Origin of the sequence: Acetobacter oeni (assembly GCF_011516825.1) — a bacterium.
Classification (GTDB): domain Bacteria; phylum Pseudomonadota; class Alphaproteobacteria; order Acetobacterales; family Acetobacteraceae; genus Acetobacter; species Acetobacter oeni.
The window spans coordinates 17,773-32,523 of the sequence record NZ_WOTA01000014.1; the positions used below are offsets into that span (position 1 = coordinate 17,773).

The 14,751-nt window shown below is 55.9% G+C and carries 13 protein-coding genes; 8 read left to right on the forward strand and 5 right to left on the reverse strand.

All coding sequences use genetic code 11. The features are described 5' to 3' along the window. Positions 1–156 precede the first annotated feature (156 nt). The 3 genes from GOB90_RS10485 (at position 157) to GOB90_RS10495 (ending at position 4,149) form a co-directional block, all read left to right on the forward strand. Positions 157–2,484, forward strand: coding sequence for a TonB-dependent receptor (locus GOB90_RS10485; RefSeq protein ID WP_146887544.1), 2,328 nt, complete (start codon positions 157–159; stop codon positions 2,482–2,484). A 6-nt stretch (positions 2,485–2,490) separates the two neighbouring features. Further along, positions 2,491–3,201, forward strand: coding sequence for a tetratricopeptide repeat protein (locus GOB90_RS10490; protein ID WP_146887546.1), 711 nt, complete (start codon positions 2,491–2,493; stop codon positions 3,199–3,201). Positions 3,202–3,465: 264 nt separating this feature from the next. Then, positions 3,466–4,149 (forward strand): Fe2+-dependent dioxygenase, encoded by a 684-nt coding sequence (locus tag GOB90_RS10495; protein WP_146887548.1) that lies wholly within the window; start codon positions 3,466–3,468, stop codon positions 4,147–4,149. A gap of 514 nt (positions 4,150–4,663) precedes the next feature. Here GOB90_RS10495 and GOB90_RS10500 read toward each other — a convergent pair. Continuing rightward, positions 4,664–5,527, reverse strand: coding sequence for a formate/nitrite transporter family protein (locus GOB90_RS10500; protein WP_146887551.1), 864 nt, complete (start codon positions 5,525–5,527; stop codon positions 4,664–4,666). 234 nt (positions 5,528–5,761) lie between these two features. Here GOB90_RS10500 and GOB90_RS10505 point away from each other — a divergent pair, with 234 nt between their 5' ends. Then, positions 5,762–7,567, forward strand: coding sequence for an ABC transporter ATP-binding protein (locus GOB90_RS10505; protein WP_261765947.1), 1,806 nt, complete (start codon positions 5,762–5,764; stop codon positions 7,565–7,567). Between the two features lie 556 nt (positions 7,568–8,123). Here GOB90_RS10505 and minE read toward each other — a convergent pair. The 3 genes from minE to minC form a co-directional block, all read right to left on the reverse strand. Next, entirely contained in the window at positions 8,124–8,429 is a 306-nt protein-coding gene (minE, locus tag GOB90_RS10510; protein WP_146887555.1) for a cell division topological specificity factor MinE, read from the reverse strand. Continuing rightward, positions 8,426–9,241, reverse strand: a complete 816-nt coding sequence (gene minD / locus GOB90_RS10515; RefSeq protein WP_146887557.1) for a septum site-determining protein MinD — start codon at positions 9,239–9,241, stop codon at positions 8,426–8,428. Before minD ends, minE begins: the two co-directional genes overlap by 4 nt. Before the next feature lie 132 nt (positions 9,242–9,373). Beyond that, positions 9,374–10,072 (reverse strand): septum site-determining protein MinC, encoded by a 699-nt coding sequence (gene minC / locus GOB90_RS10520; protein WP_146887666.1) that lies wholly within the window; start codon positions 10,070–10,072, stop codon positions 9,374–9,376. A 228-nt stretch (positions 10,073–10,300) separates the two neighbouring features. On the opposite strand from minC, the gene fzlA reads away from it, so the two are divergent. The 4 genes from fzlA (at position 10,301) to GOB90_RS10540 (ending at position 13,812) form a co-directional block, all read left to right on the forward strand. Then, positions 10,301–10,969: an FtsZ-binding protein FzlA gene (fzlA, locus tag GOB90_RS10525; protein ID WP_146887668.1), complete on the forward strand. Its 669-nt coding sequence runs from the start codon at positions 10,301–10,303 to the stop codon at positions 10,967–10,969. Positions 10,970–11,166: 197 nt separating this feature from the next. Next, the gene (locus GOB90_RS10530) at positions 11,167–11,943 is read left to right on the forward strand and encodes a Smr/MutS family protein (RefSeq protein ID WP_242011942.1); all 777 of its coding nucleotides are present in this window, start codon (positions 11,167–11,169) and stop codon (positions 11,941–11,943) included. A 70-nt stretch (positions 11,944–12,013) separates the two neighbouring features. After that, entirely contained in the window at positions 12,014–13,024 is a 1,011-nt protein-coding gene (locus GOB90_RS10535; RefSeq protein WP_242011950.1) for a FecCD family ABC transporter permease, read from the forward strand. Continuing rightward, positions 13,021–13,812 carry an ABC transporter ATP-binding protein gene (locus tag GOB90_RS10540; protein ID WP_261765948.1) on the forward strand — a complete coding sequence of 264 codons (792 nt, stop codon included), beginning with the start codon at positions 13,021–13,023 and terminating at the stop codon, positions 13,810–13,812. Before GOB90_RS10535 ends, GOB90_RS10540 begins: the two co-directional genes overlap by 4 nt. 21 nt (positions 13,813–13,833) lie before the next feature. Here the strand turns inward: GOB90_RS10540 and GOB90_RS10545 are convergent, their stop codons facing one another. After that, positions 13,834–14,682, reverse strand: a complete 849-nt coding sequence (locus GOB90_RS10545) for an SDR family oxidoreductase (protein WP_146887559.1) — start codon at positions 14,680–14,682, stop codon at positions 13,834–13,836. Positions 14,683–14,751 lie beyond the last annotated feature (69 nt).

The following is a 14,751-nucleotide window of genomic DNA, read 5'->3' on the forward strand; positions in this document are numbered from 1 at the left end:
CGCGTTCCTGTGTCTTCCCTGCAACAGTCTGATATTTCGCGCCCGCATAGGTGCGAATCATTTGCATTTGCAGAAAGTGATCACTATCAAAGCGTTGTCTTATTGTTACCTGTTAACGAATAGCCACTTCGCAAGTGCATATCGGGAGTATTACAAATGTGTCAAAAAGAGCCGCCTCCGGTCACTTCGCAGACCAGAGGCTTCCGGATAGCTATCGCCTTGGGCGTATCCGTCGGACTTGGCGCTATATCCGGAGACGCGAATGCTGAGGAAACCAGCCAGCCGGATCAGACTTCAACTTCCGATCGTACCATCAGGCTTCGCGCTGTCCGGGTAGGGGGGGAAAACCGATCAGATGATCCCGGTCTGGCCGCAGGCAACACGAATAGTCAGGTAATAAATATTGCCCGGATGCCTCTCTCCGTGAGGGACACACCACAAACGATTACGGTTGTACCGCAGGAAATCATAAAAGAGCAGCGTGCTTACACACTGGATCAGGCGCTGGCGAATGTTCCGGGAATCACACTGTCCACGGGCGAAGGCAACGGGGGCCTGAACGGCGATCAGTTCCGTATCCGGGGTCTTCAGGCGCGCGGTGATATGTATACCGATGGTCTGAAGGATTTCGGCACCTACACACGGGATATATTCAACACAGAGAGTGTGCAGGTTATCAAGGGGCCATCGGGGGAGTATTTTGGCGCGGGCAATGTCGGTGGCATTATCAACCAGTCTCTGAAGCATGCACATGCTGGTGATTCTTACAGATACGATCAGGCGTTTGGAAGCGCTTCGCTATTTCGCGGCAATGCGGACGTCAATTACCAAATCAATGATGACATCGCGATCCGGATCAACGGCATGTATAACCGGCAGGATGTTGCTGACCGGGATCGGGTGAATTCCAATCGTTACGGCACTGCTGTGGATCTTGGTGTGGGGCTGCGGAGCCGCACATCCTGGCATCTGAACTGGCAGTGGATGCATGCGGACAGTGTGCCGGATTACGGTGTTCCCATGATCCAGGGACCGGATGGCATTTACCGTCCGATTACGAGTCACGGGCTGGCACGCAATACAACTTATGTTCGTTCTTTTGACCGTGACAACTCAGATATTCATAATCTGACATCTTCCCTGAAATCTGACATCACAAACTGGTTCACCCTGACGAACGATACGCGCCTCTCTAAATACGAACGTGAATATACCGCGACTACTCCTAGTGCCTGCACAGGCACCTGTGCTTCCGAGTTCCGAGCGGGAGGTGATCCGGCGCTTATCTATGGCGCCGGTGGCGGTGCGGCTTACGACCAGAAGGGTTGGGGGGCGCAGAACATCCTTATGGGAAATGCGCATTTCCGGACAGGATTTATACATCATGAAATTAAGGCAGGCGTAGACATAAACTATGAGAACGACGACCGCTATTATGGGACGTTCTACGGGCGTGTAAACGATCAGACCATTCGCAATCCGACCCGCACGTCTGACGGTGCCTATGTAATATTTCCTAATTCCGGCTACCGCAATGCCGATGAGAGAGATGTCGGACTATTCTTCTCTGATCGTATTCATCTCACAAAGCAACTGACTCTTTTCGGAACAGCCAGATGGGATGCATTCAGCAGTAGCTATTACGCGCCGGGGGGAACCGGATATGGCCAGTCTCCGACCGCGACAAGGGGTACACAGAAGGCAGACCGGTGGAGTCCGTCGGGAAGTATCGTTTATTCGCCAGTTGAAATGGCATCTTTTTATTTTACATTCTCGCGATCTTACAAGCCGGTAGGTACCGATGTGTCCTCAATGGTAACGCTGTCAGGCACCACGGGCGAGACGCCATCAGCCAGCAAACCTTTCAGCCCGCAGCGGAGCGATCTTTTCGAGTTTGGCAGCAAGGCGGATTTTCTTCATAAACATCTTGGCACAACACTCGCTTTTTTCCAGATCAGCGAAAATAACTCTTATTACTATGATACGAATGGCGATCTGGTCACCGGATTTGCGGATCAGGGCAGCGGACGGCGTATTCGTGGCATTGAACTGAGTCTGACAGGCAAAATCACGCGAAACTGGCAGATCTACGGTTCTTATTCCTACATGGATGGCAGAGTCACACACAGCGCGGCCAGCGGCGGGAATGAAGCGCCTCAGGTTTCTCACAACAATTTCTCTCTGTGGACATCGTATGATTTGTCCAGAAGAATTCTGAATGATGGATGGGGACAACTCAAGATTGCCGGTGGTGCTCAGTATGCGTCCGGTTACTGGTCCGGACCCGATGTAACGAATACGGCCCGTATTCCATATACATTCTCACTCAACGGGATGCTGTCCTGGGAAATGAAACATTACCGGGTGTCCTTTAACGCCAACAACCTGACCAACCATCTGAATTACGGCTCGGCATTCTCAACTTCCCGCGCTGTGCCGCTGTCCGGTCGAACATTCCTGGGCAATATCGGTCTTACGTTCTGAATTGCAATGACAGAAAAATCGTCACCAGAAAAAGGTTGCCCTTACTACGGGGCAGCTCGGCCCGTTCCGGCTTCGGCTTCGGATCCGATTAACCATACGGAAGCACTTCTGCTTCTTGGGCAGATATGTCTTAATAAGGGAGAACAGCGTCAGGCATTTGAAATTTTCGAGATTGCCGCGCGCAGCAGGTCGGCTTTTGCCCTCAATATGCTCGGACGTGCCTATGAGCGGGAGTGGGGCACGCCCCGCAACACCGCTCTGGCAGCCGGCTTTTTTACTGAGGCAGCTGAAGCCGGGGATGCCTGGGCGATGTTCAATCTCGCAGATCTCTACATGACCGGAGAGGGAGTCGGCCGCGATCTGGCCGTGGCCTGGAACTGGTATGCCAGGGCGGCGCAGAAAGGGATTGTCAAGGCCCTGACCATGCTCGGACTGATCGCTGAGGAAGGCGTAATCTCTTCGGTAGATCAGGAAGCCGCCCAAGATTTTTTTCTGGCTGCGGCAACCGGAGGCGACTGCTGGGGCTGTCTGAATCTTGCGCGTATTTATCTGGATAAGATGGACACCGAACAGGCACTGATCTGGCTCCTTCGCGCTATCGATACTGGTTTTTCCGATGTTTTTCGATCTGTCATTGCACTTCTTGCCGGAGAGAAAGACCCACGACTGGCAGGAATTGCCGGATATGCTGAACAGCGACTACGCGATCATTGCTGAATTCCGTAATTCTGACACTAAAATATTCTGAAATTCTTTGCCTTTTCCCGACAATGGAACTTCGGGATGCATCTGATTATAGAGTATATTTATCACTGGTTGTCACAGTTTTTTCTGTTCGGATGATTTCCGGCGTGACGCTGTCTTTATTTACTAACCCGACAATTTTTCATTCCGTACATGCCCGGTTTGGCATGAAATTTCTGCAATACAGAGGAAGCAGATCATGAAGAACGTAATCCCGAATTTTCTGTCTCAGCCATCATGCTGATCCATATTCCGGAAGTTCTGACACGGAACGAGGTCTCTCATTGCCGTGCAGTGCTTGAAAAATCGCAGTGGGTAGATGGAAAGGTGACGGCGGGCGATCAGTCGGCCAAGGCCAAGTTCAACCTTCAGATTCCGCAGGACAGTGCCGAAAGCCGGGAACTGGGTGATCTGGTGCTGCGAGCGCTGGGACGTAATCCGGTTTTTAACAGTGCAGCCCTGCCCTTGCGGGTCTTCCCGCCCCTCTTTAACCGGTATGACAAAGGTATGTGTTTTCATGCACATGTCGATAATGCTATTCGTCCATTGCCAGGAACAGGGTTTCGTATCCGCACGGATGTTTCATCGACACTGTTCCTGAGTGAACAGGATGAATATGAAGGCGGTGAGTTGCTGATCCAAGACACATTCGGGATTCAGAAAGTGCGGTTTCCGGCCGGAGATCTGGTGCTTTATCCATCCACGAGTCTGCACAGAGTTTCCGAGGTGACACGCGGAAGCCGATGGGCATCGTTTTTCTGGTCACAGTCGATGATTCGTGACGATATGCAGCGAGTACTACTGTATGAGTTCGATCTCTCGATTATTGAAACACGCAAGATTCTGAAGGACGATCATCCGGCGGTGCTGGGTCTGACGGCGACGTATCATAATCTGCTTCGCCAGTGGGCGGAACTGTAATTCCGGGATATTGCTCAGGTTTTGAAAAGGGATACCTCTCCCTTAATTTCATTTTCCGGAATCATGTCATCTGCAATTCCCGCCCTGCGCAGGGCAGAGTTCTGTGTTGTGTAAACTACGGCGTCTAAACTTATTCGGGATCGGAATGCAGTGTGAATATATGATTGCGTTCCCTGACAGGCATTCCGTTGAGTGTGACGGGCTCTCTGGTAAACTGTTCACAATGTTTCAGGGCTGCTGTGTTATAATGCGGGTCTGTGGATGAGAGGACGCAGCAGTTTTCCGTGCTGCCCTGGTCGGTGATATCAGCAGCGATGACGACTGTGCCGGGCGGATGGTGTAGCGCTTATGGCCGATGAAAGGTTCATGATCACGAAGACAGCGGCCAGAAGGTATTTTATCAGCACAATATGATTTTTACTTTCTCTGCAGATCAGAGTCGATACGGCTTACGCGTTACTGACGGACAGTATTTCCTGTTTCTCTGACCTGTGTAATGAAGGGTTTTTAAGTCTCAGCTGATATCATCTGATTTCTGTTCTCTGCGTTCCTGTATCTGGCCAGCGACCTGGGCATGGTTGAGCATGGCGACAAGCGCGATTCCGCCGATACAGTTTCCGATCAGGGTTGGAAGAAAAAACTTCACGAGATAGTCAGTCGGGGCGGCGTGTCCGGTAAAAACAAGATAAGCGGCTTCGGCAGAGCCGGCAATGCTGTGTGGAAGGCCGCACATGGCGACGACGCTGGTGATGATGACGATAATACCTGGACGGGAAGTACCGGCAGCAGGGAGCATCCAGACCATGAGAGCGATGAGCCAGCCGGCAAAGGCGGCCTGCTCGCAGGTGGGCAGGAAAGGCTGGGCGACAACATGGCTGGCGACTCTGACCATGGCTTTTTGCAGAGTTTCGTCGCCTGGCACGCTGGCGGCGACTGTGGCGGCAAACAGGCAGGTACCGACAAGGTTGGCCAGCAGGACGACACTCCAGACGCGCGCCGTATCTCCGAGATTGCCGCGACCGCCGGGCGCAAGGGTGGGGATCAGCGCTGTAAGAGTAGTTTCGGTAAACAGTTGCTGCTGTCCGAGCACGACGATGAGGAAGCCGATGCTGTAGCCAGGAGCGGCGAGCAGTTTGGCCCATCCGGCTTCCGGGAGACCGGCGGCGATGGTGGCTTCGGTTAGAAATGAGAACCCGATGGACAGGCCAGCGGCGAGGCCGGACAGAGCGAGACTGCCGGTCGGGCGCTTCAGCTCCTCCAGCCCTTGTTCACGGATGACTTCATAGATAACCAGAGAACCAACGCCAGCGTGTTTTTCAGCCTGACGCCGTTCATCTTCGTTCAGGTAAGCGGAGCCCGAGTCTGCGGCTTCGACCATATTGTTTTGTCCCTTTTCTTTCCAAAATGGCTTTGGCGACCTGTCTTTGCTGAGACTGCCGTGCGAACTGTCGGATGCCTGTTTTAAAATGTGCGACCTATGACCAGAGTTCCCGAAACTGTTTCTGTCCTAACTGTGAACGCGCGTGCTGACATTGCCTCCTCTGCTGAAGCTTCCGGTCATCCCGGTCCGGCTCAGGTGCAGAGTGCAGGCGGCCCTGCCGGACCAGAGACGGTGCCAGGCGCGCCCCTTTCCAGTGGTGGCGTGTTTGTGGCGACACTGCGTTTCGCGGTTCGGCGGTGGCTGGACTGGCCGCGCGATCTGGCGGTGACGGTATCAGGAGTGGTGGTAGCGACACTGTCTGATGTGCTGACACCCCTGGTGGCAGGGCGGCTGATCTCGGATGTGACTCATGTGGCGCCTGCCGTCTCCGGTGGTGCGCCGGGTGAGGTTGTACTTGCGGCACGGGCTGATGCGATGTGGATGCTCGGGGCGATGGCGGGGCTCGGACTGATCAGTCTGCTGGGCCGGCGGATGTCGTTTCTCGGTATTACCTGGCTGACGCTCAATATGATGCGGGAAGTGGCGCAGACGAGCTTTGCGCGGTTGCAGCGATTTTCGACGGACTGGCACGCGAACACTTTTGCCGGCTCGACTGTTCGCAAGCTGACACGTGGGATGTGGGCGATTGATGCGCTGAACGACAATCTGCTGCTGATGCTGGTGCCGGAAATGCTGGTTCTGACCGGCACGACGCTGGTTCTGGGCTGGCACTGGCCGGTTATGGGCTTTCTGCTGGGCGGAATGTCTGTGGTGTTTGTGGCGCTCTCCTGTGCGTTGACACTACGTTATGTGGCGCCCGGAGCGCGGAAAGCGAACAGGTGGGACAGTCGCCTGGGAGCGGCGCTGGCTGATGCGATTACCTGCAATCCGGTAGTGAAGGCGTTCGGCGCCGAGTCACGGGAGGACGCGCGCCTTAGCCGGACGCTGGCGGTATGGCGACGACGGACTGGCGGAAGCTGGACGCGTGGGACGAACAGCGGGAATATTCAGAATCTGGCAGTAACGATCATGCGGGTTGTGCTGGCTGCCTGTGTTGTGTGGCTGTGGTGGAAAGGGCGGGCGGGACCGGGTGACGTCGCTTATGTGCTGACGATGATCTTTCTGGTTCAGGGATATCTGCGCGATATCGGACAGCAGGTTTCGGTGGTGCAGCGTTCGGTAAACGAAATGGAAGAACTGGTGGCCATCTGGAATCAGCCTCCGGCTGTGGCCGATGTGCCGGGTGCATTCCCTCTTGTGATTACGCTGGGAGAGATCCGGTTTGAGCATGTCCTGTTTCATTATAAGGGTCAGACGGCACCGTTATTTCGGGATCTGGATATGATGATACCGGCAGGAAGCCGTGTAGGACTGATTGGGCCTTCCGGATCCGGGAAATCGACTTTCACGAAGCTGTTGCAACGTCTTTACGATATCAATGACGGACGGATCCTGATCGACGGCGTGGATATTGCTTCGGTTCAGCAGTCGTCTCTGCGAGCACAGATTGCGATTGTGCAGCAGGAACCGATTTTGTTTCATCGTTCTCTGGCCGAGAACATTGCGTATGCACGGCCGGATGCGTCCCGGGCAGAAATCGAGTGTGCGGCGGAACAGGCGAATGCCTCCGGCTTTATTGCGCGTCTCCGGCAAGGGTATGAGACGCTCGTGGGCGAGCGTGGCGTGAAACTTTCCGGTGGCGAGCGGCAGCGTGTGGCGATTGCGCGGGCTTTTCTGGCAGATGCCCGGATTTTGATTCTGGATGAGGCCACGGCTTCGCTGGATTCGGAATCCGAGGCCCTGGTTCAGGAAGCGATGGAACGGCTGATGGCTAACCGTACGGTCATTGTGATTGCGCATCGCCTGGCGACGGTTGTGGGACTGGACCGAATTCTGGCATTTGAACGCGGCGTTATTGTCGAGGACGGGTCTCATGCGGAACTGGTGCTGCATGAAGGCGGGTTGTACCGACGGCTGTATGAATTGCAGATGCTGTGAAAGTCTTTTTAGAAATTTAATATTCCGCACCAGGGAAAGCAGATGCCCGACTGCATCCCGACAGGTCAGATTATTCAGGATACCACTCGCAACACAGGTTATAAGCAAAGTATCTGTTTACCAATAGATGGTTGAACACCTCGTTGAACCACTGGCACTGCTTTATCCGATACCGCGATCAGACGCATCACCGTGGTTGAAACTGTGATTTACGTCGCTACGGGAAGAGCTCTTCCTCCAACGTCTGAACGCCCATTTGTGTACTTTCCCAAAGAGCTCCGGAGACAGCCTGCACAAAGGTCTGAACACCCGACAAACGCCCCGAAAACCGCCGGAAGACGATATATGTGCTGATGATGTTTGCCCTGTCTGTGGCGTTCCATTGAAGGAAGCCGCGAAACCAGGGCGATACATTCCGCAATAGCTGAGGAACCAGGCGGCCGCCACACGAAAATTCCCAGTCCTGCTGACTGAGATTCATCAGCAAGGCCGGGTGACGTAAAGAGTTCTGACCGATATTATCCGATGGAAGCAGCGGCCAATATCATCAATCAGTTCACATATCCGGCTTTTCAACAGCCTTGCCAGCACTGGCAGATTTTCCGTCCGTCAAACCGGGGACTTCGATGTCAATCTCCAGCATTGAGCAACTGGCGCCGCGATCCAGTTTGACCTGAACCTTATCCTGATCGACCGAAACATGCCTACGGATAACCTCCATGATCTCTTTCTGAAGCTGGATCAGAAGGTCGGATTTTCCATCGCCAACGCTGGTCCGTTCATGAGCGAGCAGGATCTGCAGCCGGTCACGTGCAACCGGAGCCGACGACTTTTTCTGAAATAAACCGGAGAGGAAGCTCATGCCGCACCTCTTTTGAAGAGCCAGTCAAACAGGCCTTTTTTCTCGGTCGGGACCGTGACATCGATTTTTTCGCCGGTCAGGCGGCGTGCCGCTTCGATATAAGCCCGTGCCGGAGGACTGTCCGGAGCCGCCAGGGTGACGGGCGCACCGACGTTCGAAGCGGTGAGAACTTCCTGGCTCTCCGGGATAATCCCTATAAGCGGAATGGAGAGGATCTCCAGAACGTCATCAACACTGAGCATTTCACCGCGCGCTGCTCGGGCAGGATCGTAGCGCGTCAGCAACAGATGCTTGGGCATCTTCTCACCGGCTTTCGCCTTCTCCGTCGTACTGTCCAGCATTCCGATGATCCGGTCACTGTCGCGCACGGAAGAAACTTCCGGATTTGTAACAATGACCGCCTGATCGGCGTGAGACATCGCAAGCTGGGCGCCGCGCTCAATGCCTGCGGGGCTGTCACAGACCACCCAGTCGAACTTCTCTTTAAGCTCGGCCATGACCTTTGCCACACCTTCCGCCGTCAGTGCATCTTTGTCGCGGGTCTGCGAAGCCGGTAGCAACGACAGGTTTTCGAGGCGTTTATCCCTGATCAGAGCCTGCGCCAGCTTCGCATCACCCTGAATCACGTTCACCAGATCGAAAACGACGCGGCGTTCGGCCCCCATGACGAGATCCAGATTGCGCAGGCCAACATCGAAATCAACCACCACAACGGATTTACCGGTCTTTGCCAGAGCCGCGCCGAGAGCAGCGGTGGTGGTGGTCTTTCCGACACCGCCCTTACCCGATGTAACGACGAGAACCTGCGCCATAAACCGTTCGTCCTTTATACTTTTTTCAAAAAGCACTCAGCAGAGAGCAATTGATCCAGGTGTGTAATGTGCATGCCGGCCCCCGGCAATGTAAAACCGAAGACCTTACGGAAAGTTATTTAGCAGCGCCGCTCATGTCACAGGCCGGAGTGTCAGCGTTTCATCGACAAGAACAGCCTGTGCCGGTTTCCCGATCAGCGCAGCCGGCATCTCCTCGGCAATCGCATAAAACCCGTCGATGGCCAGAAGCTCCGCTTCCATCACCCGGGCGAAAATCCTCGCCCCGGGTCGCCCGACAATTCCCGCAATCGCCCTGCCCCGCAACGTGCCGTAAACATGGATTGATCCTCCGGCAGACACTTCCGCGCCCGATGCCACCGAACCGAGCACGATCACGTCGCCTTCGGCCCAGACAATCTGCTGGCCGGAGCGCACAGGCTCCTCAATAATCAGCGCTCCCGGCGGAAGCGGCGGAAGCTCAACCGAATCATCGGGAATATCGGCTTCAGGCGATGCGCGCCCCCCGGCCAGCCCCTCCGGCCAGATCCAGTCCGCGAAAACCGGTTCGTCACGATCCGCGCCTTCAATGCCGATCACATACAGCCCGCGTTCTGTCAGGGCCGGCAGAAATGCACCCAGTTCCGGCGTTTCGGGCGGAACGAGACTAAGGTCGAGAATGATCGGCTTACCGGCAAAAAAACCGGCGGAACGACTGACCTGAAGGTCAAGCGCCTCAAGCCAGATCGCAAGCGGCACTTCCGGGGTCAGAACCAGAGCCAGAAATGACCGACCTCCGGCCCGAAGTCTTGGCAGGGTTCCCGGGTCCGCCATTGCAGAGGACGAGTTCGCTGTCGGAGCACTCACTGTTCGGGCATTCTTTCTGTCAGATCTGATGACGCACCCGTCAGCAGCGCGCCTTTCTGTCACGGTGGTATCCTGAAGAAAACCCGCTGTCGAGGATCATCCTTACCGAACATTAATCCATCATATGATGACTGAAGAACCGATACGTTTCTTACACACTGGCGCACAGCCCGGGGATCGCTTAAATCCATGTCCATGCGGATACTCCATCACTTCCCTCTGTCGCCCTATTGTCGCAAGGTCCGACTGGCTCTTGGCGAAAAACGCCTTCCTTATGAGCCGCTGACAGAGCGGGTCTGGGAGCAGCGTCCTGAGTTCGCGCGTCTCAATCCGGCCCGGGAAGTTCCGGTGCTGGTCGAGGATAATGGCCTGACCATTCCGGACTCGAATGTTATCTGCGAGTATCTGGAAGAAGCCTACGCTGACCCCTGCCTGCTGGGCCGCACGCTTGCCGAGCGTGTCGAGGTCCGTCGGCTGGAAGCATGGTTCGACCATAAATTCGCACGGGATGTGACCAGTAATATTCTGGGTGAAAAAGTGTTCAAACGTCTGAGCGGTCGCGGCAATCCGGATGGCAACGCTCTCCGCGCCGGATATGCCAATATCCGCCCGCATCTCGATTATATCGGCCAACTTGCCGAAGCCCGCACATGGCTGGCCGGTGGTTTTCTCTCCCTGGCCGACTTTGCCGCCGCTGCGCATATTTCCTGCCTCGATTTCCTTGGCGAAATCGACTGGAGTAAATCTCCTGGCGCCCGCGACTGGTACGCCCGGATCAAGTCCCGCCCCTGTTTCCGGGCACTGCTGAATGATCGCGTCCCGGGTATCAATCCGCCAAGCTATTACGGAAACCTGGATTTCTGAGCGCACACGGTTCGTCGGACGGGTCATGTAAAACACGGCAGATCTCCGGTCATTACTGCCAGGGCATCAGCTGCGGCTCATAACGCACAGCCTTTATTAAGGTGTCCGAAATTCAGTTCGGTCTGTTTCTGCCCTCATGCCGGCTACTCTGAAGTGCATGATTTTTTCGCAAGGCTGAGCGACAACCGGACTGCCCCTTGCGGCAGGAAGGCCGAACGACGCATCATAGCCATCAGACAGATGCTGCTGCCGGACTGGCGGAGAACAGTGAAGTTAAGGGGACGGCCGTGCGGCGCAGAACAATGCGCGAGGAAGAGCGGGAGTTGTGGGCGCGCTTTGCCCGCAGCGTAAAGCCGCTCGTGCGGAGCGACGTTCCGAAAGTCCCGCCGAAAGAAACGGCTCACGCGCCGCAGAAAGAGGCCATTCGCCGGAACGCCGGATATCCCGCTGAGCCCGTCGTTCGCATCAGGCAGAAACCTGATGGCGGCGACACGCCCCGCACACCGATTCGCCCGCTCTCCCCCGGCGCCATGACTTTTCTTACCGTTGGCGAACTTGCTGTGGCCACCCATCTGCGAAACAGGGCCATCAAACGCAAAAACTGTTCAACTTCCGCAGATGCTGTTCATATCGGCAAACCCCAGCCCGGTCTCGACACCGGAAGCTGGAAGCGGCTGACACGTGGACAAACCCAGGTGGAACGGCGCCTTGATCTGCATGGTATGACTGCTCAGGCTGCCTTCCTGCGCCTGCGCGAATTTCTGGTCACAGCTCACCGTGAAGATGTCCGCTGCGTCGAAATCGTAACAGGCCTCGGTTCCGGTGCCGAAGGCGGCATCCTGCGCCGTGAGCTTCCTTTCTGGCTCGGTCGCGATGATCTCCGGCGCCTTGTCCTCGCCGTCACGCATGCACACGACGCTAATCATGGCGCCGTCAGAGTCCTGCTGCGTCGTCGCTCCGGCGTCCGGCGGTGACGGGCTGTTATTCGTGACAGCAACAGACTCTTCCGATATTACCGGATTGCAGCAGGCCTACCGCGCACTCATGTGGCGACGTATCCGTATCCTGGCCGGTCTTGTCGCCGTTCTTATCGTTTGTTTTCTGACAGATCTGTCGCTGGGGCCCGCGCATCTGTCATTGACGGATGTATTGCGGACATTGACTGGCGGCGATAACGGGGGGGCTGATACGGTCGTCGTGTGGAAACTCCGTCTTCCTTTCGCGGTGATGGCGATCCTTACCGGCGCAGCTCTGGGGCTGGCAGGCGCGGAAATGCAGACGATCCTGGACAATCCGCTCGCCAGCCCGTTCACGCTTGGCCTGTCTGCCGCTTCCGCTTTCGGCGCTTCACTGGCCATAGTGCCCGGCTGGCGTCTGCCGCTTCCCTGGATAGGCGGAGAGTGGATCGTCGCTGTCAACGCCTTCATTTTCGCTATTGGTGCCGCCCTGCTGCTGGATCTGGTCGCGCGATGGCGTGGCGCGGCAACAGGCACTGTGGTGCTGTTCGGTATTGCTCTTGTCTTCACCTTCCAGGCTCTCGTTTCATTGCTGGAGTTTCTCGCTTCAGAAGATGCCCTGCAGGAACTCGTATTCTGGACCATGGGTAGTGTCACCCGTGCCACCTGGCCGAAAATCGCCGTGTTGAACACGGCTTTTTCCATCATATTCCCCTGGTCGCTGCGTTCCGCATGGGCACTCACAGCCCTCCGCATGGGCGAGGACCGCGCCGCCAGCCTCGGCGTCGATGTACCGCGTATCCGCCTCGCTTCCCTGTTGCGTGTTAGCATTCTTGCCGCTCTGGCCGTCGCTTTTTCAGGAACCATTGCTTTTGTTGGTCTGGTCGCACCTCATATCGCCCGGCGTCTTCTCGGAGAAGATCATCGCGTTTATCTGCCAGGGAGTATCCTGGTGGGCGGCATCATCATGTCGGCCGCTGCCATCGCCGCGAAAAATCTTATCTCCGGCGAGGTTCTCCCGGTCGGAATCGTAACCGCTCTTGTCGGAATTCCGTTCTTTCTGGTGATCGTTCTCCGGCAGAACCGGGCAACGTCGTGATCTCCGAAACCACATTCCTGTGCGCCGGACCACTCACCGGCCACCGAGGTCGCCGCCTGGTCCTGGATGCAGTCGAAACCGGACCACTGCCAGGTGGCACAATCACCGCGCTTCTGGGAGCCAACGGCAGCGGAAAATCAACATTATTACGTGCGATTGCAGGACTCTTTCCGGTTCAGGGACCGGTATGGCTTGGTCCGCATGATCTCGGGGCCATGCGTGCGCCCGAACGGGCAAAATATTGCGCCTACATGCCACAGACCCTGCCGCCGCCCATTCACATACAGGCAATGGAAACAATCCTGATTTCCATGCAGGCTGGCGGCACGCGCGCCAATGACCACGCCTTCAAAACTGCTGAATCTGTTCTGGCCTGTCTGGGAATTTCAGATCTCGCCTTACGTTTTCTGGATGAGCTTTCGGGCGGCCAGCGCCAGCTCGTCGGACTGGCTCAGGCCCTGGCCCGCTCTCCGGCCCTCCTCCTGCTCGATGAACCGCTCAGCGCTCTCGACCTGCGGCATCAGTTCGAAGTGATGCGAATGTTGCGACGCGAAACCGAAGCACGCAACATGATCACGGTCATCGTCCTGCATGACCTTACAATGGCGCTGCGCCGGACCGATGCTGCCGTAATGCTGTCAACTGGCCGGGTCATCGCCCGGGGTGCTGTCGAAGATGTTATCACACCGGCCGGTCTCAGCCAGGCTTTTGGCGTACAGGCCCGGATCGAACGAAGCACGCAGGGAGATCCTGTTGTGCTTGTCGATGGCGTCAGCGACGTTTTATAGCGATCGTAACCTTTTCTTCGGTCAGATATGAGTGCCTGGTCGGATATCGTAAGCTTTCTGAACCAGATCCGACCGCGTTCCCTGATCATCCGTATAACGACGGTCCCAGATACCGGCCAGCTGGCTCTTCTGCTGATCAATAATCTCTTTTGGCTCAACATTCCGATAGAGTGCGATCTTACCCGTCAGAACTCCGATTGTTGTCTCAAACACCGGCTCAGGATCGTACTGCTCGTGGGGAAACGCAATTTTCTCATAATCAAAAAGTCGCGTTGCCGGATCATCCAGCCAGCTTTTCCAGGCCTCAAACATCCGATCGTTAAACCCGGTCAGAAACGGCCCCGGATTAATCGTGGCGACTTCAATGCCGAACTCACGCAATTCTTTATAAAGCGCCTCTGCCATCGCCTCGATCGCATGTTTGGAAGCCGAATACGCGCCGGAAAACGGATCCACCGTCAATCCCGCCACAGAGGACATGAAAACAATTTTTCCTTTCCGTCGCTTCACCATTTTTTTCGCAAGCCCCTGAGTCAGCATGACCGGCCCGATGACATTCACCTCAAACTGACGACGCAGATTTTCAGCTGGAATATCGACCATCGACCCGCCTTCGGAAATGCCGGCATTGTTCAGCAACACCTCAACATCCCAGGACTGCGCCTTCTGACGATCTCCCGGATCGGTGACATCAAGTTTCTCAACTTGAAGTGTCGCATTCCGGCTTTTCGCGGTCTCCTGCAACATCCTGACCTGCGCGGCGATCTCCACGCCCGCAATTACCCTGTGCCCGCTTTCGGCAAGACGCAGCGCAACCTCTTGGCCAAAACCGGTTCCGGCACCCGTGATAAGAATATGTCCTGTCGTCATCCTTATTAGTCTCCTCTGGTGGAGCGTTATGCCCGCTCCTGCAGAAACGAATGCAGGCAGAGGTGGTTT